The organism is Nocardioides sp. CER19 (genome assembly GCF_029846275.1).
GTDB lineage: Bacteria > Actinomycetota > Actinomycetes > Propionibacteriales > Nocardioidaceae > Nocardioides.
Genome location: NZ_JARVWS010000003.1, coordinates 269905 through 292840, shown reverse-complemented (window position 1 = coordinate 292840; position 22936 = coordinate 269905). Strand labels below are relative to the sequence as shown.

General features: G+C 72.6%; 25 protein-coding genes. 11 read left to right on the top strand and 14 right to left on the bottom strand.

Annotation, left to right across the window (positions count from 1 at the left end; all coding sequences use genetic code 11):
- Window positions 1-33: 33 nt before the first annotated feature.
- Both QDS12_RS16905 and QDS12_RS16900 read right to left on the bottom strand, forming a co-directional pair.
- Window positions 34-663 carry a response regulator transcription factor gene (locus tag QDS12_RS16905; RefSeq protein WP_279882188.1) on the bottom strand — a complete coding sequence of 210 codons (630 nt, stop codon included), beginning with the start codon at window positions 661-663 and terminating at the stop codon, window positions 34-36.
- A 32-nt stretch (window positions 664-695) separates the two neighbouring features.
- Complete coding sequence (locus tag QDS12_RS16900) at window positions 696-1844, bottom strand: DUF5931 domain-containing protein (RefSeq protein ID WP_279881078.1); 1149 nt, start codon at window positions 1842-1844, stop codon at window positions 696-698.
- Between the two features lie 74 nt (window positions 1845-1918).
- Between QDS12_RS16900 and QDS12_RS16895 the strand changes: the two genes are divergently transcribed.
- Window positions 1919-2206, top strand: coding sequence for a YiaA/YiaB family inner membrane protein (locus QDS12_RS16895; protein WP_279881075.1), 288 nt, complete (start codon window positions 1919-1921; stop codon window positions 2204-2206).
- A gap of 63 nt (window positions 2207-2269) precedes the next feature.
- The gene (locus tag QDS12_RS16890) at window positions 2270-2965 is read left to right on the top strand and encodes a DUF4386 domain-containing protein (RefSeq protein ID WP_279881073.1); all 696 of its coding nucleotides are present in this window, start codon (window positions 2270-2272) and stop codon (window positions 2963-2965) included.
- On the opposite strand, the gene QDS12_RS16885 is transcribed toward QDS12_RS16890, so the two are convergent.
- Together QDS12_RS16885 and QDS12_RS16880 are read right to left on the bottom strand one after the other, a co-directional pair.
- A complete protein-coding gene (locus tag QDS12_RS16885) occupies window positions 2937-3281 on the bottom strand; it encodes a GntR family transcriptional regulator (RefSeq protein ID WP_279881071.1) in 345 nt (114 codons plus the stop codon). The genes QDS12_RS16890 and QDS12_RS16885 overlap by 29 nt on opposite strands.
- Before the next feature lie 11 nt (window positions 3282-3292).
- The gene (locus QDS12_RS16880; protein WP_279881068.1) at window positions 3293-4693 is read right to left on the bottom strand and encodes an MFS transporter; all 1401 of its coding nucleotides are present in this window, start codon (window positions 4691-4693) and stop codon (window positions 3293-3295) included.
- A 48-nt stretch (window positions 4694-4741) separates the two neighbouring features.
- Here QDS12_RS16880 and QDS12_RS16875 point away from each other — a divergent pair, with 48 nt between their 5' ends.
- Window positions 4742-6208: an NAD(P)/FAD-dependent oxidoreductase gene (locus tag QDS12_RS16875; RefSeq protein ID WP_279881066.1), complete on the top strand. Its 1467-nt coding sequence runs from the start codon at window positions 4742-4744 to the stop codon at window positions 6206-6208.
- Between the two features lie 14 nt (window positions 6209-6222).
- The gene (locus tag QDS12_RS16870) at window positions 6223-7665 is read left to right on the top strand and encodes a lipase maturation factor family protein (protein WP_279881064.1); all 1443 of its coding nucleotides are present in this window, start codon (window positions 6223-6225) and stop codon (window positions 7663-7665) included.
- 1 nt (window position 7666) lies between these two features.
- On the opposite strand, the gene QDS12_RS16865 is transcribed toward QDS12_RS16870, so the two are convergent.
- Entirely contained in the window at window positions 7667-8677 is a 1011-nt protein-coding gene (locus QDS12_RS16865) for a DUF2804 domain-containing protein (protein ID WP_279881062.1), read from the bottom strand.
- Window positions 8678-8706: 29 nt separating this feature from the next.
- Window positions 8707-9339, bottom strand: coding sequence for a LysE family translocator (locus QDS12_RS16860; protein WP_279881060.1), 633 nt, complete (start codon window positions 9337-9339; stop codon window positions 8707-8709).
- Between the two features lie 97 nt (window positions 9340-9436).
- Between QDS12_RS16860 and QDS12_RS16855 the strand changes: the two genes are divergently transcribed.
- Both QDS12_RS16855 and QDS12_RS16850 read left to right on the top strand, forming a co-directional pair.
- On the top strand, window positions 9437-9748 hold the full coding sequence (locus QDS12_RS16855; protein WP_279881058.1) for an Lrp/AsnC family transcriptional regulator: 312 nt from the start codon (window positions 9437-9439) through the stop codon (window positions 9746-9748).
- Window positions 9749-9757: 9 nt separating this feature from the next.
- On the top strand, window positions 9758-9892 hold the full coding sequence (locus tag QDS12_RS16850; protein WP_279881056.1) for a hypothetical protein: 135 nt from the start codon (window positions 9758-9760) through the stop codon (window positions 9890-9892).
- 7 nt (window positions 9893-9899) lie between these two features.
- On the opposite strand, the gene QDS12_RS16845 is transcribed toward QDS12_RS16850, so the two are convergent.
- Window positions 9900-10463, bottom strand: coding sequence for a dienelactone hydrolase family protein (locus tag QDS12_RS16845; protein WP_279881054.1), 564 nt, complete (start codon window positions 10461-10463; stop codon window positions 9900-9902).
- An 87-nt stretch (window positions 10464-10550) separates the two neighbouring features.
- On the opposite strand from QDS12_RS16845, the gene arfB reads away from it, so the two are divergent.
- On the top strand, window positions 10551-11006 hold the full coding sequence (gene arfB, locus QDS12_RS16840; protein WP_279881052.1) for an alternative ribosome rescue aminoacyl-tRNA hydrolase ArfB: 456 nt from the start codon (window positions 10551-10553) through the stop codon (window positions 11004-11006).
- Window positions 11007-11021: 15 nt separating this feature from the next.
- On the opposite strand, the gene QDS12_RS16835 is transcribed toward arfB, so the two are convergent.
- The gene (locus tag QDS12_RS16835; protein WP_279881050.1) at window positions 11022-12290 is read right to left on the bottom strand and encodes an MFS transporter; all 1269 of its coding nucleotides are present in this window, start codon (window positions 12288-12290) and stop codon (window positions 11022-11024) included.
- A 58-nt stretch (window positions 12291-12348) separates the two neighbouring features.
- On the opposite strand from QDS12_RS16835, the gene QDS12_RS16830 reads away from it, so the two are divergent.
- Both QDS12_RS16830 and QDS12_RS16825 read left to right on the top strand, forming a co-directional pair.
- Window positions 12349-12927 carry a helix-turn-helix domain-containing protein gene (locus QDS12_RS16830; RefSeq protein ID WP_279881048.1) on the top strand — a complete coding sequence of 193 codons (579 nt, stop codon included), beginning with the start codon at window positions 12349-12351 and terminating at the stop codon, window positions 12925-12927.
- A 72-nt stretch (window positions 12928-12999) separates the two neighbouring features.
- A complete protein-coding gene (locus tag QDS12_RS16825) occupies window positions 13000-13566 on the top strand; it encodes a YbhB/YbcL family Raf kinase inhibitor-like protein (RefSeq protein ID WP_279881046.1) in 567 nt (188 codons plus the stop codon).
- On the opposite strand, the gene QDS12_RS16820 is transcribed toward QDS12_RS16825, so the two are convergent.
- Entirely contained in the window at window positions 13559-15223 is a 1665-nt protein-coding gene (locus QDS12_RS16820) for an acyl-CoA dehydrogenase family protein (protein ID WP_279881044.1), read from the bottom strand. The genes QDS12_RS16825 and QDS12_RS16820 overlap by 8 nt on opposite strands.
- Window positions 15224-15240: 17 nt before the next feature.
- On the opposite strand from QDS12_RS16820, the gene QDS12_RS16815 reads away from it, so the two are divergent.
- Window positions 15241-16356, top strand: coding sequence for a potassium channel family protein (locus QDS12_RS16815; protein ID WP_279881042.1), 1116 nt, complete (start codon window positions 15241-15243; stop codon window positions 16354-16356).
- 167 nt (window positions 16357-16523) lie between these two features.
- On the opposite strand, the gene QDS12_RS16810 is transcribed toward QDS12_RS16815, so the two are convergent.
- Complete coding sequence (locus tag QDS12_RS16810; RefSeq protein ID WP_279881040.1) at window positions 16524-16799, bottom strand: DUF3263 domain-containing protein; 276 nt, start codon at window positions 16797-16799, stop codon at window positions 16524-16526.
- Window positions 16800-17006: 207 nt separating this feature from the next.
- Between QDS12_RS16810 and QDS12_RS16805 the strand changes: the two genes are divergently transcribed.
- On the top strand, window positions 17007-19331 hold the full coding sequence (locus QDS12_RS16805) for a M4 family metallopeptidase (protein ID WP_279881038.1): 2325 nt from the start codon (window positions 17007-17009) through the stop codon (window positions 19329-19331).
- Between the two features lie 92 nt (window positions 19332-19423).
- On the opposite strand, the gene QDS12_RS16800 is transcribed toward QDS12_RS16805, so the two are convergent.
- The 4 genes from QDS12_RS16800 to QDS12_RS16785 are packed head-to-tail and all read right to left on the bottom strand — an operon-like array spanning window position 19424 to window position 22934.
- The gene (locus QDS12_RS16800) at window positions 19424-20782 is read right to left on the bottom strand and encodes an aminotransferase class V-fold PLP-dependent enzyme (protein ID WP_279881036.1); all 1359 of its coding nucleotides are present in this window, start codon (window positions 20780-20782) and stop codon (window positions 19424-19426) included.
- A gap of 56 nt (window positions 20783-20838) precedes the next feature.
- Window positions 20839-21606 carry a type I methionyl aminopeptidase gene (map, locus tag QDS12_RS16795; RefSeq protein ID WP_279881034.1) on the bottom strand — a complete coding sequence of 256 codons (768 nt, stop codon included), beginning with the start codon at window positions 21604-21606 and terminating at the stop codon, window positions 20839-20841.
- Window positions 21607-21663: 57 nt separating this feature from the next.
- The gene (locus tag QDS12_RS16790) at window positions 21664-22239 is read right to left on the bottom strand and encodes a LemA family protein (protein WP_279881032.1); all 576 of its coding nucleotides are present in this window, start codon (window positions 22237-22239) and stop codon (window positions 21664-21666) included.
- On the bottom strand, window positions 22236-22934 hold the full coding sequence (locus QDS12_RS16785) for a DUF3137 domain-containing protein (protein ID WP_279881029.1): 699 nt from the start codon (window positions 22932-22934) through the stop codon (window positions 22236-22238). The genes QDS12_RS16790 and QDS12_RS16785 overlap by 4 nt, the downstream gene beginning before the upstream one ends.
- Window positions 22935-22936 lie beyond the last annotated feature (2 nt).

Here is a 22936-nt window from a genome sequence, read left to right as displayed (position 1 = left end):
CCGACCCCTGCGGGCTTCACTCGGAGCGCGACGCTAGTCGGCGTCGAGGCCGCGCTCGATGGCGTAGCGGGTGAGCTCGACCCGGTTGTGCATCTGGAGCTTGCGCAGGGTGTTCTGGACGTGGTTCTGGACCGTGCGGTGGGAGAGCACCAGCCGCTCGGCGATCTGGCGGTAGGACATGCCTTTGGCCACCATCCGCAGCACTTCGGTCTCGCGGTCGGTCAGCGCCGGCTCGGCCGGGTCGAGCGGCGTCTCGGAGCGGCGCTGGAACTCGCCCAGCACCAGTCCGGCCAACCCCGGCGTGAAGACGGGGTCGCCCTGCGCCACCCGGCGTACGGCGGCCAGCAGCTCCTCCCGCGACGCCGACTTCACCAGGTAGCCGGTGGCGCCGGCGGTCACCGCGGCCAGGACGTCGCCCTGCTCACCGGAGGCCGACAGGACGAGGACCCGGACCGACGGGTCCTGGCGGACGATCTCGCCGGTGACCTCGACGCCGTCGGGAGCCGGGATCTGCAGGTCGAGCACCACCACGTCCGGACGCGCCGCCGGGAAGCGGGCGAGCGCCTCACGGCCGTTGGCGGCGACCGCGACGACCGAGTAGCCCGCCTGCGCCAGGTCGCGCTCGACGGCGTCGCGCCACAGGGGTTGGTCGTCGACCACCATCACGCGGACCACGGCGGCTGCCTCCACGGCGCTCACGACGCGGACCCCAGCGGCGCGGCGACCCGCGGGACCACGAACTCCCACTCGGTGCCGAACGACCCGGTCACCAGGGTGGCCGTGCCCCCGAGGTCGGCGATCCGCCCCCGGATCGACTCGCTCACGCCGAGCCTCCCCTGCGCGACGGCCTCGTCGAGCCGGCCGGTCGGGATGCCGGGGCCGTCGTCACGCACGGAGAGCTCGACCCGGTCCGCGAAGGCCTGCAGCAGCACCCACGCCGAGGCGTCCTCGCCGACGTGGCGCCGGACGTTGTCCAGGCAGGCGCGGGTCGCCGCGACCAGCTCGTCGGACACGGCGGCCGGCAGCTCGACCGGGAACGCCGGCGCCGACACCGTGACGCACGCGGAGCGCTCCAGCCGGGCGAGCTCGGCGACCAGGTCGACGTACTCACGGGGAAGGGCGGCGTCGGCGGCGTCCTCGGCCCGGATCAGGCCGCGCAGCTGCCGCTCCTGCTCGCCCGCCAGCCGGCCGAGGTCGGCCAGGTCGCCGCCCAGCTCGCGGCCGCGGCGCTGGACGAGCGCCAGCACCTGGAGGACGCCGTCGTGCACGGCGCGCGCGAGGCGGGACCGCTCGGCGGCGATCGCCGCGGCGCGCTCCGCCTCGTCCCGCTCGGTCGCCATCCGCTGCAGGGACCCGCACATGTAGCCGACCATCACGCCCCCGATGACCAGCAGGAACGCGTTGCCGTAGTCGGACCCGTCGACGTCCTGCCGGGCGAGGTCGGCCGACGCGAGCAGCACGCCCGCCACGAGGCCACCCGTCGTCCGGTAGGCGATGCCCCACGCGACCAGGGCCGCGATGACCCAGTAGCCGGGGAGGCTCATGCTGACGTCGTCGCCCTTGACCCACGGGGTCGCGAGGAGCAGTGCGAGGCTGAGCCCGACGTCGGCGACCAGCAGCGCCGGGGTGCGGCGCCGCGGCGCCGCGTAGGCCCAGGTGGCGAAGCCGGTCCACAGCGCCATCACGACGAGGCAGGCGGCGCCCGCGATCGGGCGCTCGAAGCCGTGCGCCCGGACGACGCTCATCGCGACGGTGTTGCCGAGGAGCACGACCCGCAGCACGGCGACGGCGCGGAACAGCCGGTCGTCGACGGCTGTCGCGGCGGGCGACGACCAGGGGCTCACAGGTCGAAGTGTGCAGCAGAACCTGAGTATCCGTACGGATCTCAGGGGAGGTGGCGCCGGCCGAGACTCGACGCATGGACACTCCCACCACCTCGAAGAACACCACCGCCTTCTTCGCGCAGTCGGCCATCGCGTTCGGCTCCGCGCTGCTCGCCATGCTCATCGCCATCTACTACCTGCCGGGCGAGGGCTGGCCGAAGGCCTTCCTCGCCCTCGGCACGCTGTTCCTCACGACGTCGTCGTTCTCGCTGGCCAAGTGCGTGCGGGACGCGCAGGAGAACCAGTACGTCGTCTCCCGCCTCGACCAGGCCCGCGTCGACCGGATCCTCGCCGACCACAACCCGTGGAAGGACGCGGGCTGACCGCTCCGGGACCGGGTCCCGGGCCCTGGCACAGGATCCGTGCCGGCTGTGAGACTCGCCGGCATGGTTCCTGTCCGCCGGACCGCGCTCGTCGCCGGCATCCTCTACCTGGTCACGTTCGTCGCCTCGATCCCCGCCGTGTTCCTCCTCGACCCGGTGCTCAACGACGCCCACTACATCGTCGGCTCCGGGTCGGAGGGTCGCGTCGTGCTCGGCTGCCTGCTCGACATCGTCAACGCGGTGGCCTGCGTCGGCACGGCCGTCGCGCTGTTCCCGATCGTCCGGCGCCAGAACGAGGGCATCGCCCTCGGCTTCGTCACCTCCCGGATGTACGAGGCCGCGGTCATCATGATCGGTGTCGTGAGCCTGCTCGGTGTGGTCACCCTGCGCCGCGACGGCGCGGACGGGGCCGACACGGACACGATGGTGTCGGTCGGACGCGCGCTGGTCGCCATACGCGACTGGACGTTCCTGCTCGGGCCGAGCCTCGCGCCCGGGTTCAACGCGCTGCTGCTCGGCTACCTCATGTACCGCTCCGGGCTCGTTCCTCGCGTCATCCCGCTGATGGGCCTCGTCGGCGGGCCGCTGATCATCGCGGCCACCGTGGCGCGGATGTTCGCCGGTCAGGACCGGCTCATGGTCCTCGCCGGCATCGCGACGGTCCCGATCTTCCTCTGGGAGCTCTCCCTCGGCCTCTACCTGACGTTCCGGGGGTTCCGGCCCTCACCGATCACTGCAGGGCTCGCCGTACCAGCCTGACGGCCTCCTCGGTGTCGAGCCCGAGCGCCCGCACTCGCTCGGCGTACGCCGCCGCGGCGGCCCTGGCCTCGCGGTCGACGCCCGCGCCGGCCACGAAGCTGCCCGCCCGGCCGCGGGTCTCGATGAGCCCGGCCTGCTCGAGCTCGCGGTAGGCCCGGGCGACGGTGTTGGCGGCGACCCCGAGGTCGTCGGCCAGCCGCCGCACCGTCGGGAGCCGCACCCCGGCGGCGAGCTCGCCGGTCTCGATCCGCTGCGCGTACGACGCGCGGATCTGCTCGAACGGCGGCTCGGTGCCCAGTGGGTCAACGGTGATCACGCGGACATCCTTCACGCCTCGGCGCGGACGCGCGACGGGATGGCGAACCAGGACACGACGGCGCCGCCGGCGAGCAGCCCGGCGCAGACGAGCATCGCCCGGTGGAAGGAGTCGTCGAAGACGCCCGGATCGGCGTACTCCGCGCCGTGCAGGCCGACCGCGATCGGCAGGGCGGCGACGGCCAGCAGCGACCCCGCCCGGGCGACCGCGTTGTTGACGCCGCTGGCGATGCCGGCATGCTCGTCCGGTGCGGCGGCGAGCACCGTCGCCGTCAGCGGCGCCACCATGATCGCCAGGCCGAGCCCGAACACCACGACCGCCGGAAGCACGTCGAGCGCATAGCTCACGCCCGGGCCGATCCGCATCATGAGGAGCGTGCCGACCGCCATCACGGCAGGCCCCACCGTCATCGGGATCCGCGGTCCGATGCGTTGCGCGAGCCGTCCGCCGACCGGCGCGAGGAAGAGCATGATCACCGTCATCGGGACGAACGCGGCGCCCGCGGCCAGCGCGCCGTAGTCGCCCACGGTCTGCAGCTCGATCACGACGAAGAAGGTGAGCGCGCCGAGCGCGCCGTAGACCAGCAGCGTCATCGCGTTCGACGCGCTGAACGTGGCGTTCCGGAACATCTCCAGGCGCAGCATCGGCTCCGGCTCGCGCGCCTCGACGAGCACGAACCCGACGCCCGCGGCAAGGCCGCCCACGGCAGCGATCCAGCCACCGACGCCGCCCCACTCGATGAGCGCGTACGTCGTCCCGCCGAGGGCGAGCGCGGCGAGCACCGCGCCGGCCACGTCGAAGCGTGAGGAGGCGTGCGGGTCTCGCGTCTCGGGCACCGCGCGTACGGCGACCAGCACCGTGACGGCGGCGATCGGCAGGTTGAGCAGGAAGATCCAGCGCCAGCTGGCGTACTCGACCAGCCCGCCGCCGACGAACGGACCGATCGCCGCGGCGATGCTGCCGAGTCCCGACCACGCGCCGATCGCCGGCGCCCTGTCGTCGGGCGCGAAGGCGCCCTGGATCATGGCCAGGCTGCCCGGAGTGAGCAGGGCGCCGCCGATGCCCTGGAGCGCCCGGGCGGCGATGAGCACCTCCGGGCTCGGTGCCATCCCGCACAGCAGGGACGCCGCTGCGAACCACACCACACCGACGACGAACACCCGGCGGCGGCCGAACCGGTCGCCGAAGGAGCCGCCGAGCAGGATCAGGCTGGCCAGCAGCAGGAGGTAGGCGTTGGTGATCCACTGCAGGGCGGCGAGGCTGGCGCCGAGGTCCTTGCCGATCGTGCGCAGGGCGACGTTGACGACCGTCCCGTCGAGCATCGCCATCCCGGAGCCGAGGGTGGCGGCGGCGATGACGGCCCGTCCGACGGGTGTGCCCATCCGCACGGCCGAGGTCTCGGGAAGGGTCACGCGGGAGACGCTAGACCCTGGTGGAGTCGTCATGTGAGGCTCGACCCCGTGGTGGGCAGCGATGTGACGGACGCCGTGGTCGTGGGAGCGGGCCCCAACGGGTTGACCGCCGCAGCGGTGCTCGCGCGTGCCGGTCTCGCGGTGCGTGTCTACGAGGCGGCCGACACCGTCGGCGGGGGCGCGCGCACGCGGGAGCTGACCGAGCCCGGCTTCCGGCACGACCCGTGCTCGGCGGTGCATCCGCTCGGCATCGGATCGCCGGTCTTCGAGGCGCTCGACCTCGGGCGGCACGGACTCGAGTGGCTGCAGCCGGAGATCCCGATGGCCCACCCCTTCCCCGACGGTACGGCGGCCGTGCTGGCCCGGTCGGTGGAGGAGACCGCAGCCTCGCTCGGCCCCGACGCCCGCGCCTACCGCCGGCTGATCGGCCCGCTCGCCGGGCGGTGGGACGAGCTGGCCGGCGACGTCCTGCGGACGCCGTGGGCGGCCTGGCCGGAGCACCCGCTCCGGCTCGGCCAGTTCGGCCTGCGAGCCGGCATACCGGCAGCGCTCCTGGACCGGATCTTCCGCGGGGAGAAGGCCCCGGCCATCCTCGCGGGGCTGACGGCGCACTCCATGGCCCCGCTCACCTCGCCGGTGGGGACGGCGATCGCCACCGTCTTCGCGGTCACCGCGCACTCGTCCGGCTGGCCGATGCCGCGCGGCGGGTCCCAGTCGATCGTCGACGCGCTGGCAGCCGACGTCGTGGAGCACGGCGGCGAGATCGTGCTCGGGCACGAGGTGCGCAGCCTGGCCGAGCTGCCCACCGCTCGGGCCTACGTCCTGGATGTCTCGCCCACCGCACTGGCGCGGATCGCCGATGGACGCCTGCCGGCCCGGTTCCGCTCGAGGCTGGAGCGCTACCGCTACGGCCCCGGCGTCTACAAGATCGACTACGCGCTGACCGAGCCGGTGCCCTGGACGGCGGAGCAGTGCCGCCGCGCGGGGACCGTCCATCTCGCGCCCACGTTCGGCGCGGTCCGCTCCGCGCTGTCGGCCGTGCGGGCGGGCCGCGTGCCGGACCCACCGTTCCTCATCACCGCGCAGCCGACGCTGGTCGATCCCTCCCGCGCGCCGGCGGGCGGCCACACGTTCTGGGTCTACGCCCACGTGCCCCACGGCTTCGACGGCGACCTCACCGAGGCGATCGAGCGGCAGCTCGAGCGGTTCGCGCCGGGGTTCCGCGACGTCGTACGGGCCCGGCACGTGACCAGGCCGGCCGACCTCGAGGCGGGGAACGCCAACTACGTCGGCGGGGACATCGCGTGCGGGAGCGCCGCGGGGCTGCGGCTGGTCGCGCGGCCGCACGCGAGCTGGACGCCGTACGCGACGCCGGACCCGACGGTCTACCTGTGCTCCTCGGCGACGCCGCCGGGGCCGGGCGTGCACGGCATGTGCGGCTACCACGCCGCCCGCGTCGCGCTGCAGCGGCGGTTCGGGACCCGGATCCCGGTCGTTCCGACCCACCGCTCCTAGGGCACCAGGGGAGGGTGGACTGGTTCGTCGCCGAGCACAGCTGGCTCGCCCGTGCGCTCTTCCAGCGCTCGCTCGCGGCCGTCTACGCCGTCGCCTTCGTCGCGGCCGCCCGCCAGTACCGCGCGCTGCTCGGCGACCACGGCCTGACCCCGGTCCGCCGCTACCTGAGGGCAGTGTCGTTCCGGCGGTCGCCCAGCCTCTTCCACCTGCACCACTCGGACCGGACCTTCCTCGGCGTCGCCTGGGCGGGGGCCGCGCTGGCAGTGGCGACCGTGGCCGGTCTGACGGACGTCGTCCCGCTTCCTGCGGCGATGGCCGTCTGGGTGGTCCTCTGGCTGCTCTACCTCTCGATCGTCAACGTGGGGCAGCGGTGGTACTCCTTCGGCTGGGAGTCCTTGCTGCTCGAGACCGGCTTCCTCGCCGTCTTCCTCGGCAACGACGACACCGACCCGCCGCTGCTCACCCTCCTCCTGCTCCGGTGGCTGCTGTTCCGTCTGGAGTTCGGCGCGGGGCTCATCAAGATGCGCGGCGACCCGTGCTGGCGCGACCTCACCTGCCTCTACTACCACCACGAGACCCAGCCGATGCCCGGTCCGCTCAGCTGGTACTTCCACCACCTCCCGAAGCCGCTCCACCGCGCGGAGGTGGTGGCGAACCACGTCACCCAGCTGGGCGTCCCGTTCTTCCTGTTCCTCCCGCAGCCGGTGGCCGGTGCCGCGGCCGCAATGATGATCGTGACCCAGCTCTGGCTCGTCGCGAGCGGGAACTTCGCCTGGCTCAACTGGCTCGCCATCGTGATCGGCTTCTCGGTGCTGCCCGATGCCTGGCTCGCGCCGCTGCTCCCGGGCTCGGCGACCCACGCGTCGGCCGGCACGCCGGTCCTCTTCGCGGCGGTCGTCTGCGCGCTCACCGCGGTGGTGGTCGTCCTCAGCTATTGGCCGGTCGCCAACCTGCTGTCGCGGCGGCAGCTGATGAACACGTCCTTCAACCGGTGGCACCTGGTCAACTCCTACGGCGCCTTCGGCAGCATCACCAAGCGCCGCTACGAGATCGTCATCGAGGGCACGAACGAGACCGCCTGGGGACCGCGGACCGACTGGCGGGAGTACGAGTTCCGGGGCAAGCCCGGTGACCCGCGCCGGCGACCGCGCCAGTTCGCGCCCTACCACCTGCGGCTGGACTGGCTGATGTGGTTCGCCGCGCTCTCACCGGCGTACGTCGACCCGTGGTTCGCGGCGCTGGTGCAGCGCCTGCTCGAGGGCGACCGGCAGGTGTCCCGCCTGCTGCGGCACGACCCGTTCCGCGGCGAGCCGCCGCGCTACGTGCGAGCCTCTCTCTACCGCTACCGGTTCACCACCCGGCGCGAACGGGCCGACACCGGCCGATGGTGGGCGCGCGACCGGGTCGGCGACTTCCTGGAGCCGGTCCGGCTGCGGGGCTCGCGCATCAGTCGCTGACTCAGGAGCGCATCCGCATCGACTCGCAGACCCCCTGCACGTCCACCTCGTGGGAAGTCCCATCGAGCGAGCGCATCGTCCCGGTGTAGCGACCGTAGAGCTGGAAGTAGTCGATCGCGAGGAGCCCGAGCTGGTGCTTGACGTCCTTGCGGCCGTCGGGTGTGAACGTGACGTCGAGCCGGCGGTCGGCCGAGCGGATCCGCCAGGGTGCGAGGTCGTCGGGCGATGTGGGGGAGAAGTCGATGTCGGCCAGCGGCTCGGCCGCGCCGGGCACCCAGAGGCACGACTCCTCCTGCTCCCCGGGCAGCTCGGGGCGGCGCGCGAAGTTGGCGCCGATGATCTCGCCGGCCGGCGTACGGCTGGCGAACGTGCCCCAGACCCACGTGGTGCGGTAGGGCAGGAACGACTTGTGCTCGTCGAGGATGGCGAGGTCACGGCTCGGGTCGAAGACGATCTCGCGGTCGCCGACCCGGAGCGCTCCGGACACGGGGAAGACCGCCTTGTGCGTGTACATCGCGCCACCCGGGAGCCGTGAGCTGACCGACAGCGCGGGAGAGGCGGCGGACCCGTCGACCTCGAGGACGCCCGAGAGGGCCGGCTCGGACCCGGTCGCTGCGATGTCGACCGTGATCCGGTGCACCGAGCCATCGGCGGCCAGGTCGTAGCGGATGCCGTAGCCCTTCGCCGCGATCTCCGGGCGGCTGCCCCACAGCGCCCGGGGGATGCCGAGCGACCCGCCGCGGGCGTTGCGAGCGTGCTGGTGCAGGGCGCCGGAGGCCTTGTCGCGCACGTAGATCTCCGAGCTGGCGAGGTAGTGCGCGTCCTGCAGGATCATCGACGAGTAGATCTCGGGGTGGACCAGCGTCCAGCCCAGCCACTCCTTCAGCCGCAGCCACCGCCAGCGGCGGGCGGCGCCACCGAACTCGTCCAGCGGGTTGGCGTCGGTGGGGCGGTTCGCGAAGCGGCCGTAGTGCCGGGCGCCGTTCTCGACGAGCCGGTCGATCTTCTCCATGGCGGGAAGATAGCGGCCCGCCGCCGCCCTCAGCCGAAGGTCTCCACGACGCGCTCGGCCAGCAGTGCGAGGCCGACGACGACCATCGCCACGCCGGCGATCCTGGTCGTCGCCCGCGCCGCACCCGGCCGGGCACCGAGGACGCGGTCGGAGGCGTACCCGAGCGGGAAGTAGAAGGTGGCACACGCCGCGATGAACACCGCGCCCAGCGTCGCGAGCTGCACCGCGACCGGCCAGCCCGCGGACGGGCGCGTGAACTGCGGGAGCACGGAGAGGAAGAGCAGCAGACCCTTGGGGTTGAGTGCGCTCACCCCGGCGCCACGCACGACGTAGCGCAGCGGCGAGGCACCGGCCACCATCTCCGGGCCGCCGTGCCCGATCTCCGCTCGGCTCCGCAGGGCCTTGGTCCCGAGGTGGACCAGGTAGGCGGCTCCACCGACGGTGAGGACCAGCAGCGCCGTGGACGAGCCGGCGACCAGCGAGCCGACGCCTGCCGACACGACGAGCGTCACGGCCGCATAGCCCAGGAGGAGGCCCCCGACAGCGGGCAGCACGACGCGGTCGCGCACGGCAGCGGCGAGGATGTAGGCCCAGTCCGGACCGGGCACCATGATCAAGGTGAACGCGACGAGCGCGAACCCGAGCACTGCAGACGCTGGCATCGATCTCCCTCCTTCTTCAGGAAGGTAGGAGAGTTCGGCGAGAATGTGCTGTCCGGATCTGGCTGCGGGCGGGGGGCGCGGTGGAAAGATCATCGCCATGGACCGACTCGATCGCGAGATTCTTGCGCAGCTCCAAGCGGACGGTCGGCTGAGCCTGACCGATCTGGCCGCGCGCGTCGGCCTCACCGTCTCTCCCGCGCACCGCCGGGTGCGCGACCTGGAGCGGTCGGGCACCATCTCCGGCTACCGCGCCATCGTCGACCCGCAGGCGCTCGGCCTCGGCTTCGAGGCACTCATCTTCGTCACGATGCAGCAGGAGGACCACGACACCGTCCGCGCCTTCGAGGAGGCCGTCGCGGCGATCCCCAGCGTGCTGCTCGCCCAGCGCCTCTTCGGCGACCCGGACTAACTGCTGCGCGTGCGAGCCACTGATCTCGCGGCCTACACCCGTCTCTACGACGAGGCGTTGTCCGTCCTCCCGGGCGTCCAGCGGCTCAACTCGACGCTGGTCATGAAGAACATCGTCATCGACCGGCCGTACCCGATCGAGTGACGCGTGCTCAGAGGGGCGCCAGGAACGCGAGGACCCGTTCGGTCGCCCGGCGGGCAGCCTTCTCGTCGTGGTCCGGATGGCCGGCCTCGGCGAACAGGTGGCCCGACCCGGGATAGACGAAGAGCTGAGCGTTCGGCACCTCGGCGACGTACTCGCGCTCGGCCTCCGGCTCGCGGAACGCGTCGACCTCGCCGACGTGCGCCTGCGACCGTACGCCGGCCGGCCACGCGGCCTGCCACCACGAGGGCGCGATCGCGCCGTAGAGGAAGAACGCGCCGCGCGCGCCCGGCCTGCCGATCACCTGCTCGGCCGCCCGGGCCGCGCCCATCGACATCCCGCCGTAGACCAGGTCGTGCGGCATCGCCGACACGATCTCGGCCGCCCTCGCGGCGAGCAGCTCCTCGCGCAGCGTCTGGGCGTAGGCGACACCGTCGTGGACGTCGGTGAACGTGCGGCCGCCGAACAGATCGGGCGTCAGCACGGTGTGCCCGGCCTCGCGCAGGACCTCGGCGAAGGAGCGCACGCCGTCGGTCAGCCCGCAGGTGTGGTGGAAGAGCACGATCTCGGCCACGGCGCCAACCTACGCGCAGCCGGGCCCGTCCGGTGGCGGCCAGACGGGTGGAGGCGTCCGCGGTGAGCCGCGAGATACCGTCGACCCGTGAGCGAGCCCGGGCAGAACCTCGCGGTGCCGGCAGGCCCGGGCCTGCCGTCCGGTGCCACCATCCCGGCAGCGGAGCTCGTCGAGCGCTTCTCGCGGTCCCCCGGACCGGGTGGGCAGTCGGTGAACACCACCGACACCAGGGTCGAGCTCCTCTTCGCCCCGGCGACCTCGACGGCGTTCACCGACGCCCAGCGGGCTCGTCTGCTCCGCAACCTGGCCGGCGTGATGACGCAGGGGCAGGTCTCCGTCGTGGCCTCGGAGCACCGGTCACAGCTCCGCAACCGCATCGCGGCCCGTGACCGCCTGGTCGCGCTCCTGCGGGAGGCGGCGGCACCGCCCCCGCCGCCGCGGCGTCCCACGAAGCCGAGCCGTGCCTCGCAACGCAGGCGCGTCGAGGCGAAGAAGCAGCTCGGACGCACGAAGGCGCTCCGCGGCCGCGTGCGGGACGAGTGAGCGCGGGATCGCGGGTCACGCGCCGCCGACGGTCCCACCGCCGACCGCGACCGGCGCGGGCTGTCGGCGCTCCGAGCCCGCGGGCCGCTCCGGCAGGTCCCGGATCCGGCCGACCGGGCTGAACGGCATCGTGAGGACTGCGGCCACGTGCACGGAGAGCATGACCCCGATCGCGGCGCGGACCCCGATCTGCTGCCCGAGCCAGCCGGCGGTCAGCGCCGACACCGGCATGGCCGCGAACGCGATCGTCTGGTTGATCGTGCTCACTCGACCGAGCAGCTCCTGGGACACGTAGCGCTGCCGCCAGGTCGTCCGGATGACGTTGCTCGCCACGATCGCGGTCTCGCTGACGAGCAGCCCGGCGACCATCCAGCCGAGCCCTGCGCCGCCGGTCGCCAGCGGTACGAGCAGGATGGAGCACGAGGCGAGCTGCAGGAGCATGTCGCCCCGCGCCGAGCCCACGCGGCGGGCGATGCTCGGGCCCAGGAGGGCGCCGATCACGCCTCCGAGCCCGATGATCGCGAGCACGACTCCGATGGTCGCATCGCCGGCGCCGACGTCGTCGACGAGGAAGAGCACCTGCAGAGTGGTCAGCCCGGTGAGGCCGAAGTTGGCGGCCAGCGCGAGGAACGGGAAGTAGCGCAGGATCGGGTCGCTGCCGACGACGCGCAGCCCGACCCGGATGCGGCGCAGGAACGGCTCGCGGCCGTCGTCGGCGCCCGCCCGAGGCTTCAGGCGCGCGAGGCAGGCCGCCGAGACGAGGAAGCTGACGGCGTCCAGCACGATCCCGCCGGCGGCGGTCACCGCGGCCGCGAGGCCGCCGGCGAGGCCGGGACCTGCGATCTGGCTGGCGGACTCGGTGGCGAACAGCCGCGAGTTGGCCGCGCCGAGCTCGTCGGGGTCGACCACGCGGGTGATCAGTCGGGGAAGCGCGCCGCGGAAGACGACCGAGCAGCACCCGATCACGAAGGCGACCGTGACGAGCCCCGGGACCGTCAACGCGTCGCCCGCGGCGAGGAACGGGACGCTCGCCGCGGCGAGCGCGGCCACCAGGTCCGCCACGAGCATCGTCGCCCGCGGCGGCAGCTGGTCGACCAGCGCACCGGCCGGCAAACCGAGGAGCAGCCATGGCAACCAGCTCGCCGCGGTGAGCAGGCCCATGGCGCCGGGCCCCGCCTCGAGCTGGGTGGCGGCGACCAGGGGCAGGAGGACGCCGGTCGTCGCCGTACCGACGAGGCTGACCGCCTCGCCGGTCCAGAAGAGCCGGAACTGGGTGGAGCGCATGCCGACACGCTAAGATCCGCAAATCGAGTTGCGCAACTGTATTTGCTAGAGTCGGACCATGCGTGACGGTGGGCCCGGCGACGTCCGGCAGATCGATGACGTCCGCGCGCTCGCGGCGCTCGGCAACCCGGACCGGGTCCGGCTGCTGGACGCGCTGGCCGTGGGCGGCCCGGCCTCCACGTCGGCGCTCGCCGACGCGCTGGACCTGGCGACCGGCAGCATCTCCCACCACCTCAAGGTGCTGAGCGAGGCGGGCCTGGTGAGACCGGCGGCGGCCGACGACGCCGACCGGCGCGTACGTCGCTGGGAGCTGGCGTCACGCGGCACGCGGTGGAACCCCGGACAGTTCCGCGGGCAGCCGGCGGAGGAGGCGGCGGTGGTCTCGGCGCAGGGTGTCTACCTGGCGCGCCAGTTCGACCAGGCACGAGCCTTCCTGGAGCAGCAGGAGCCGCCCTGGGACGACGCCGCCTACGCCGGCCACTTCTGGCTTCGGCTCACGCCCGACGAGCTGGTCGAGCTCGGCCGAGAGCTCAACGACCTGCTGCTGCGCTGGCGGCGCCGGGAGGTCCCGGACGACGGTGGGGAGCAGCGGACGACCGTCCTCGCGATCGCCCGGGCGTTCCCGGCCGAACCCTGACGACCGCTGACGACCGCTGACGACCGCTGACGACACCTGACGACCCCTGACGAGCGAGAAGGAGCACAGACCATGCCCGCCAACCCCCTCGGGCGCGCGCTGCGCAACCGGCGCGCCGGCCACCACACGCTCGCCTGGACGCGTGCGGACCTGCAAGCCCCGGAGAGCTTCACGCTGACCAGCCCGGCCTTCGACCACGGCGCCCCCATCCCCGGCCGCTACCAGGGCAGGATCTTCGGCCCGAACATCTCGCCGCCCCTCGACTGGACGGCGCCGCCCGCCGGCACGCAGGAGCTCCTGCTCGTCGTGCAGGACCCGGACGTCCCGCTGCGGAGGCCCGCCACCCACGCGCTCGCGGCGGGGATCGACCCGGCACTGGGCGGCCTCCCCGAGAACGGGCTGGCCGACCCCAGCCCGGTCCGCGGACTGCGGCACGGCAAGGGCGCCCTCGGGCGTCGGGGCTGGGCCGGGCCCATGCCCGTCCGCTCCCACGGACCGCACTCCTACGTCTTCCAGCTCTTCGCCTCCGACCAGCCGCTCGACCTGCCCGAGCGCTTCACCCTGGCGCAGGCCCGCGACGCCCTGGCCGGACACGTCGTCGCGCGCGCCCGGCTCGAGGGCACCTACGAGATCAGCTAGCGACGAGCGGAGTCGTCCGGGCCACGATCGCGGCCAGGTCGCCGCCGTCGAGGGCGCCGTACGTCCCGTCGTGGGCGGACCCCAGGCGCGAGGCGCAGAACACGTCGGAGACCGCTGCCGGTGCGTGGCGGACCAGCAGGGAGCCCTGCAGCACCGCGGCCATCCGCCCGGCCAGGCGGCGCGCCGAGAGCTCCATGGCGTCGGGGGACAGCGAGCCGAGCATGGACAGCAGCGAGTCGATGGCGGCGTCGAGCCGCGGATCGGCGCCGCGGGCGCGGCCGACCTCGGTGAGATAGGCGTCGAGCACCTCGGGCTCCCGCGACAGCGCGCGCAGCACGTCGAGCGCGTTGACGTTGCCCGACCCCTCCCAGACGGAGTTGAGGGGCGCCTCCCGGTAGAGGAGCGGCAGGCCGGACTCCTCGACGTAGCCGTTGCCGCCGAGGCACTCGAGCGCCTCCGCGACCAGTCCGGGCGTGCGCTTGCAGACCCAGAACTTGGCCAGCGGCAGCCCGATCCGTCGCAGCGCTGCCTCGTGGGGGTCGGAGAGCCGGTCGACGGCGGATGCCAGCCGCAGGGCGAGGGCGGTGGCGGCCTCCGACTCGACGGCCAGGTCGGCGACCACGTTCTGCATGAGCGGCTTGTCGGCCAGCAGTCCGCCGAAGGCCGAGCGGTGCGCCACGTGCCACGAGGCCTCGGCGACAGCCCGTCGCATCAGCGAGGCGGACCCCAGCACGCAGTCGAGCCGGGTGGCCGCGACCATCTCGATGATCGTGCGCACGCCACGGCCCTCGTCACCGAGCCGTAACACGATCGTCCCGTCGAACTCCAGCTCCGAGGACGCGTTGGACCGGTTGCCCAGCTTGTCCTTGAGTCGCACCACGTCGAGGCGGTTGCGGGTGCCGTCGGGCAGGACGCGGGGGAGGACGAAGCAGGTCAGCCCGCCCGGCGCCTGGGCGAGCACGAGGAAGACGTCGTTCATCGGCGCGGACGTGAACCACTTGTGCCCGTGCAGGGTGTAGGTGCCGTCGGTCGACGTCGGGCGGGCCTCGGTGATGTTGGCCCGAACGTCGGACCCGCCCTGCTTCTCGGTCATGCCCATGCCGGCGAGGGCACCCAGCTTCTCCTGCGCCGGCCGTACGCCGGGGTCGTAACGGCGCGAGGCCAGCAGCGGGGTCCACTCCTTGGCGAGCGCGTCGTCGGCGCGCAGCGCCGGGACGGCGGCGTAGGTCATCGAGATCGGGCAGCCGTGCCCCGGCTCGGTCTGGGACCAGGCGAAGAAGCCGGCGGCGCGGCGCACGTGGGCGTGCGGGTCGCCCTCTGCCTGCTGCTCCCAGGGGGAGGCCGCCAAGCCGTAGCCGACGGCCCGCTCCATCAGCCAGTGCCACGACGGGTGGAAGGCGACCTCGTCGATCCGGTGGCCGTAGCGGTCGTAGGGGGTGAGCACCGGCTCGTGCTGGTTCGCCAGCATGCCCTGCTCGCGCGCCTCGACGGAGCCGGCCTCGAAGCCGAGCGGCACGAGCGACTCGAGCGTCTCGTCGGAGGCGTGCCGGACGACCGCCTCGGACAGCGCGAGATCGGCCGTGACGACGTTGTGGCCGGCCAGCAGCGGGGCTTGGTTGAGGACGGTGCGGATGCCTCCGCGAGATGGCGCGGTCATGCCACTACCGTAGTGGCGTGCCCGACGATCAACGCGCCGACGCCGCCTGGAGAGGCTCGGTCGACGACGCACCCGGCGCCGGTCGCGTGGCGCTCCCCGAACACGTCCGCTCGCCCTGGTGGCACCTGAGCCGCCGGATGCTGTTCGCCCTCGGGATCCTCGTGTTCGTCGTGGCCATCGTCTACATCGACCACGCGTCCTACCGCGACGCCAACGGCGACGACCTCAGCCTCATCGACGCGATCTACTACACGACCGTCACGCTGAGCACGACCGGCTACGGCGACATCGCGCCGGCGTCCGACCACGCCCGTCTGATCAACGCGTTCATCATCACCCCGGCTCGCATCGCCTTCCTCGCGCTGTTGATCGGCACGACCATCGAGGTGCTGGCCAGCCGGGGTCGGGAGCAGATGCGGGTCGCCCGCTGGAGGAAGAAGATGAGTCATCACGTCGTCGTCGTCGGCTACGGCACCAAGGGGCGCAGTGCCGTCGACACGCTGCTCAACAACGGGCTCCGGCGCGAGGCGATCGTCGTCGTCGACCCCAGCAAGGGGGCTCTCGAGGACGCCCACGCGGACGGCCTGGCCGTCGTCACCGGCAACGCGACGCGCCGCGACGTCCTCAACCGCGCCGGGGTCGCGACCGCCGACCAGGTCATCATCACCACCGACCGCGACGACACCAACGTGCTCACCACGCTGACCGTGCGTCAGCTCAACCCGGAGGCCTGGATCGTCACGGCGGCCCGCGAGCAGGAGAACGCGCCGCTGATGAAGCAGTCCGGCGCCAACTCGGTGATCACGTCCTCGGACGCGGTCGGCCGCCTGCTCGGCCTCTCGTCGCTGTCGCCGACGCTCGGCTCCGTGATGGAGGACCTCCTCACGTACGGCGAGGGCCTGGAGGTCGCCGAGCGCGACCTGCTCGTCAGCGAGGTCGGCAAGCAGCCCCAGCAGCTGCCCGACCAGGTGATCGCGGTCGTCCGGGACGAGCGGGTGTTCCGCTACTTCGACCCGGTCGTCACCCAGCTCGCGCGCGGAGACCGGCTGATCGTCGTCCGGCCCGCGAAGGAGCTCCCGTGGGCGCCGCGGCCGGGGACCCACAACGAGGAGCTGGCGTCCGAGGAGTCCTGAAAATAGCACTGAACCGCTGGCGTCTCGGGTCACCAGCGGCTCAGTGAGTAGGACTCTAGCCGTCGGGCGAGCCCTCCCCAAGCGGATTCCCCTGAGATTTGGCCAAGATGGCTCAGATGGGGTATCCGCATAGCCCGAACGGACTACGCGGTCGGCAAAATCGGTGGTCAGCCGTCGCCGAGGCGACGGGCCGAGCGGGCGCGCCGCCGGGTGGCTCGCTGCCGCCGCAGCCGACGCACCAGGAGCGGGTCGTGCTCGAGCGCGTCCGGGTCGTCGATGATCTCCGCGAGGGCGACGTAGTAGTCGGCGGTCGTGACCCCGAACCGGTCGCGGATGGCGTCGTCCTTGCCGCCGGCGTGCGACCACCACGAGCGCTCGAACGCCAGGACCTCGGCCTGGCGCGAGACGAGCCCACCGGCGGGGTCGCTGACGTGGTCGGTCATGCTCCCAGTCTCCCAGCCGCAGATCAGGAGCCTCGTCCCGGGGTCGGCGCCCCGGGGGCGTTCTCCACTTCTGCAGGTTGTCGCAATGCACATCTCTGGTGATGAGCGCCATTGACCGGAGGATCTTGCCGAGAAGACAGTTCCCGAGGGCCCGAACCCGGGCCGGACTCTCGGGGGCCTCCGGGCCCCGGTTCAAAGGGGTACTTCGTGAAACATCGCGTCGCATCGGGCCTGACTCTGGCCCTCGTCTCAGCGGCCTGGCTGGCGCCCACAGGCGTCCACGCCGCTCCTGCCACGGCGGCAGCCACCTCCGCCGACCACGCCCCGTCCGCTGCCGGCAAGTCCGGCGACCACGGCCGCTCCGCCGCCGCCCAGGGCGCCGGCAACTTCGTCGCCACGCGGCCCGGCCGGCTCCACCTGGCAAAGGACGACGTAGCCCGTCAGGGCGCCGTCTACACGTCGCACGGGCTCAACTACGTGTCCTACGGGCGGACCTACCACGGGCTCGACGTGGTCGGCGGCGACTTCGTCGTGGCCACCGACGACGCAGGCAAGGTGGTCTCCACGTCCGTCGCCCAGACGGCGCCCACGAAGCTCTCCTCGCTGTCCCCGACGGTGTCGCAGTCGGCGGCCCGCCAGACGTCGGCCGGCCAGGTGAAGAACGCCTCGCTGGGGGACACCCGCCTCGTCGTCTTCCAGGACGAGTCGGCCTCCCACCTCGCCTACGAGACGATCGCCACCGGCACCCGGAACGGCGAGCCGTCGCGGCTCTCCGTCTACGTCGACGCCCACAGCGGCAAGGTCGTCGGCACGAAGGAGCACGTCCTGCACGGCACCGGGTCGGGCACCTACAACGGGCCGAAGCCGGTCACGTTCGGCACGTCGGGCTCGGGGTCGTCGTACTCGATGAAGGACCCCAACGCGACGAACCTCAGCTGTCAGAACGCCGCCAACAACACCACCTACACCCAGACCGTCGACACCGGTTGGGGCGGCGGCGCGGCCACCGACCGGGAGACCGCCTGCGTCGACGCGCTGTTCGCGGCCGACAAGGAGATCGCCATGCTGTCGGCCTGGGACGGCCGCAGCGGGCCGGACGGCAGCGGCGGCGCCTGGCCGATCCGCATCGGCGACCAGGAGGAGAACGCCTACTACGACGGCACTCAGGTGCAGGTCGGATATGACGACAGCGGCGCCTGGATCTCGTCCATCGACGTGGTCGCCCACGAGATGGGCCACGGGGTCGACGACCACACGCCGGGCGGCATCTCCGGCGGTGGCACCCAGGAGTTCGTCGCCGACACGTTCGGCGCCGCGACCGAGTGGTACGCCAACGAGGCCGCGCCTTACGACACCCCCGACTTCACCGTCGGCGAGGAGGTCAACCTGGGCGGCGCCCCGATCCGCTACATGTACAACCCGTCCCTGGCCGGCGACAGCAACTGCTACTCGTCCTCGACCCCGAACGCGGAGGTGCACGCCGCGGCGGGCCCGGGCAACCACTGGTTCTACCTGCTCGCCGAGGGCACCAGCCCGACGGACGGCCAGCCGACCAGCCCGACCTGCAACAGCTCGTCGGTGACCGGCATCGGCATCCAGAAGGCCGAGAAGATCATGTACAACGCGATGCTCCTCAAGACGTCGAGCTCGTCCTACCTGAAGTACCGGACCTGGACGCTCACCGCGGCGAAGAACCTCTACGGCACCAGCACCTGCACCGAGTTCAACGCGGTCAAGGCGGCCTGGAACGCGGTCTCCGTGCCGGCCCAGTCCGGTGAGCCGACCTGCACCGCCGGCGGCGGTACCGGCACGGTCACGGTGACCAACCCGGGCAACAAGACGGGCATCGTCGGGACCGCGATCAGCTCCTTCACGCTGAGCGCGTCGGGCGGGACCGCTCCCTACACCTGGTCCGCCACCGGTCTGCCCGCGGGTGTGACCATCTCGTCGGCCGGCACCGTCTCGGGTACGCCGACCACGGCGGGGACCTACGCGGTCACCGCGTCCGCGACCGACAGCAAGGGCGCGGCCGGCATGACGTCGTTCACGTTCACGGTGAGCGGCAGCGGCGGCGGGACGTCCTGCTCGGGCAACAAGCTGGCCAACCCGGGCTTCGAGTCCGGCACCACCGGCTGGACGACGAGCACCGGTGTGATCGACAGCTCCACCGGCGCCCCGGCGCACACCGGCAGCTACAAGGCGTGGCTGGACGGCTACGGCACCACCCACACGGACACGCTCAGCCAGTCGGTCACCATCCCGGCGGGCTGCTCCGCGACGCTGACGTTCTGGGTCTACATCTCCTCCAACGAGACGACCACCACGACGGCGTACGACAAGCTCACCGTGAAGGCCGGGACGACGACGCTGGCGACCTACTCGAACCTCAACAAGGGGTCCGGCTACGTGCAGAAGTCGATCAGCCTGGCGCCGCAGGCCGGGACGACCTTCACGCTGACGTTCACCGGCACCGAGGACAGCGCACTCTCGACGAGCTTCCTCATCGATGACACGGCGGTCACCCTCAGCTGATTCAGGCTTGACCGTGTGACAAGCAGGCCGGCGGCCGTCCTCACGCAGGGCGGCCGCCGGTCCCTGTCCTGGGCCGACGGGCCGCGCCCGCCTCAGCGCATCGAGTCGAGGATCCCGGCCAGGTCGTCGACACCGGTGAGCGGGTTGACGATGGCGAAGCGGGTGCACACCGTTCCCTGGTGCCGGGTGGGCGTCACGAACGCGCGACCGTCGTCGAGCAGGCGCTTGCTCCAGGCGGCGTAGTCGGCGTCGGCCCAGCCGACTCGCTCGAAGATGAGCACCGACAGGTCGGGCTCGACCAGGAGCCGCACGTGGTCGGCCGCGTCGATGAGGGCCCGGCCGTCCCTCGCGACTGCCAGGGTCCGCTCGACCGCGTCCGTGTAGGCCTGCGTGCCGTGGACGGCCAGCGAGAACCAGAACGGCAGGCCGCGCGCGCGGCGGGTGAGCTGGATGGCGAAGTCGCTCGGGTTCCACTCGCCCTCGACCGTGACCGGGTCGAGGTAGCCGGCCTTCTGCGTGTGCGCCGCACGGGCCAGCACCGGGTCGCGGTAGAGCAGGGCGCAGCAGTCGAACGGCGCGAAGAGCCACTTGTGCGGGTCGACGATGAACGAGTCGGCACGTTCCACGCCCGCATAGAGGTCGCGGACCGAGGGTGCGGCGAGACCGGCGCCGCCGTACGCGCCGTCGACGTGGAACCACCACCCCTGCTCCTCGGCCACGTCGGCGATGCCGGCGAGGTCGTCGACGACGCCGAGGTTGGTGGTGCCCGCCGTGGCGACGACGGCGAAGACCGACTCGCGCTGGGTGTCCGACGACGTGGCGAGCCACTCCCGGATCGCGGCACCGGTCAGCCGCCCGCGCTCGTCGCCCGGGATGAGGACGACGTCGACGTCCATCACCGACTCCAGCGCGTGCTTGACCGAGGAGTGCGTCTCGTCGGTCAGGACGACCGCCCAGCGTGCCGGACGCGACCCGCGGCGGTGCTGCGTCGCCGCGCGCGCGGCGACGAGGGCCGACAGGTTGCCGATCGTGCCGCCCTGCACGAAGACGCCGCCGGCCTCCGCCGGCAGGCCGGCCAGGTCGGCGATCCATCGCAGCGCCTGGTTCTCGGCGAACACGGCTCCCGAGCCCTCGAGCCAGCTGCCGGCGTAGACGCTCGACGCGCCGACCAGCATGTCGAACGCCGCGGCTGCCTTGCTCGGGGCGCCAGGGATGAAAGAGAGGTAGCGCGGGTGGTCGATCGACAGGCAGGCCGGCGCGAGCACGTGCTCCCACAGCCGCATCGCCTCGTCCTGGCCGATGCCCTCGTCGGTCACGGTCTGCCCCGCGGTCTCGAGCAGCTCCTCCGGAGTCAGCGTGTAGTCGAGGGGCGCCTGCATCGCCAGCCGGTCGAGGCACAGGTCGGCGAGGGCGCGGGCCATCCGCTCGGTCGCGTCCGTGTAGAGGTGCATGGCGCGCAGCCTAGAGCCGGCGGTGCGGGTCGCGCGCTTCCTCGCCCCGAGGAGGACTAGTCGCGCGCGGTGAGCACGAGGGGACCGCCGGCGGTGATCGCGATGGTGTGCTCCATGTGCGCGCCGCGGGAGCCGTCGGCGCTGCGCAGCGTCCACCCGTCGGCGTCGGTGTAGATCTCGTCGGTCGTGTGCAGGAACCACGGCTCGATGGCGATCACGAGCCCGGGCTGGAGCTTGAAGCCGCGGCCGGCCCGGCCGTCGTTGGGGACGTGCGGGTCGCCGTGCATGGTCCGGCCGACGCCGTGCCCGCCGAACTGGGTGTTGACCGTCAGCCCCTTGCCGTGCGCGACGGCGGCGATGGCGGCCGAGATGTCGCCGATCCGGTTGCCGGCCTGCGCGGCGCCGATGCCGGCCTCCAGCGCGCGGGTGGTGGTCTCGATGAGGTCGAGGTCCTCCTGGCGCGGCGTACCGACGACGACGCTGAGCGCGGAGTCGGAGACCCAGCCGTCGACGCTGGCGGCGAAGTCCACGCTCAGCAGGTCGCCGTCCTGGAGGCGGTAGTCGAACGGGAGACCGTGCAGCACGGCGTCGTTGACGCTCGTGCAGAGCACCTTGCCGAACGGCATCGCGCCGAAGCTGGGGTGGTAGTCGATGTAGCAGGACTCCGCGCCGCGGTCCTTGATCATCTGGTGGGCGAGCTCGTCGAGCTCGAGCAGGTTGACGCCCACGTCCGCCTTGTCCTTGAGGGCGGTGAGTACGTCGGCCACGAACCGGCCGGCCGGCTTCATCTGCTCGATCTGGGTGGGGGTGCGGAGCTCGATCACACTGCGGAGCCTACGGTCTCGCCCGCGGGGCGGCCGAAACGGTCTGCGCGGCCGCCGTCAGCTCGGGTCGACGGTCGGCGCCACGCGGACTGCGGGGTCGCGAAGCTCGAAGAAGTCACGGCGGGCGAAACCGAAGGCCCGGCCGACGAGGTTGCTCGGGAACACGGCCAGGCGCGTGTTGTAGGCCCGCACGTTGCCGTTGTAGAAGCGCCGGGCGGCGGCGATCCGGTCCTCGGTGATCGTGAGCTCGTCCTGGAGCGCGAGGAAGCTCCGGCTCGCCTTGAGGTCGGGATAGGCCTCGGCCGTCGCCAGTACGTCGGTCACCGCTCCGCCGAGCACGCCCTCGTAGGCCCCGCGGTTCCGCGGGGCGTCGCGCCGGTGGGCCTCGGCCTCGGTGCGGGCGCGGGTGACCGCCTCGAGGACGGCGCGCTCGTGGGCGGCGTACCCCTGGACCGTGGCGACGAGGTTGGGGATGAGGTCGTGACGACGGGTCAGCTCGACGTCGGTCTGTCCCCACGACTCGTCGATGAGCGTGCGCTGACGGGCGAACCGGTTGTAGCTGACGGCGAGGGAGCCCAGGGCGAGTGCGATCAGGCCGACGGCGGCGACCAGCGCCACCTGGCCGGTGCTCACGCCGTGCCCCGGAGGTCGCGCCAGACGAACTCGGGGACGCGGTCGAGGATGCCGGCCAGGACGCCGGCACGTGTCTCGATCGTCGTGAGCTCGTTGCTGCCCGGTTCGGCCGACACCACCCAGTGGCCGGTGCTGCGCCACTCGAGGTCCCGGTGGCCGAGGAGGTACTCCATCATCTGCGGGTGCAGGACGTCCGAGGCGAACTTCCGGTCGTCGGCGTTCACCGTGAACGCGCGGTTGAAGTCCTCGGACTCGAGCTCGATGTCGCGTCCGGTGAGCCGCCCGAAGAAGCGTCCGACAACGCCCTCGGGCGACACGCTGAGGCGGGGGAACGCGGCGCCGACGTCGACCGCCATGACCGCGAACCGGTGGGACTGCTCGCGGGTGGAGGTGTGGCCCTGGCCGTCGGTGCTGGTCTCCGTCGTGTGGTAGACGTAGTCGAACGTCACCCAGCGCCGCTGGCCGATCGCCCCCTGGATGACGTCACGGGCCTGCCGGTCGTGACCGCGTCCGAAGGGTGCGCCGTCGAACACCTCGGTCCAGCGGTCGTCGCGCTCCGTGTGCGTCCAGCCCTTCGCGGCGACGAGGGCGGCGATGGCCTCGCGGCGCCGCTTCGCCGACAGGTACGACGCCACCGCGATGAGCGCGACGAGGGCGAGGCCGACCACGATGATCAGCGGGAGGGCTGCGGACACGG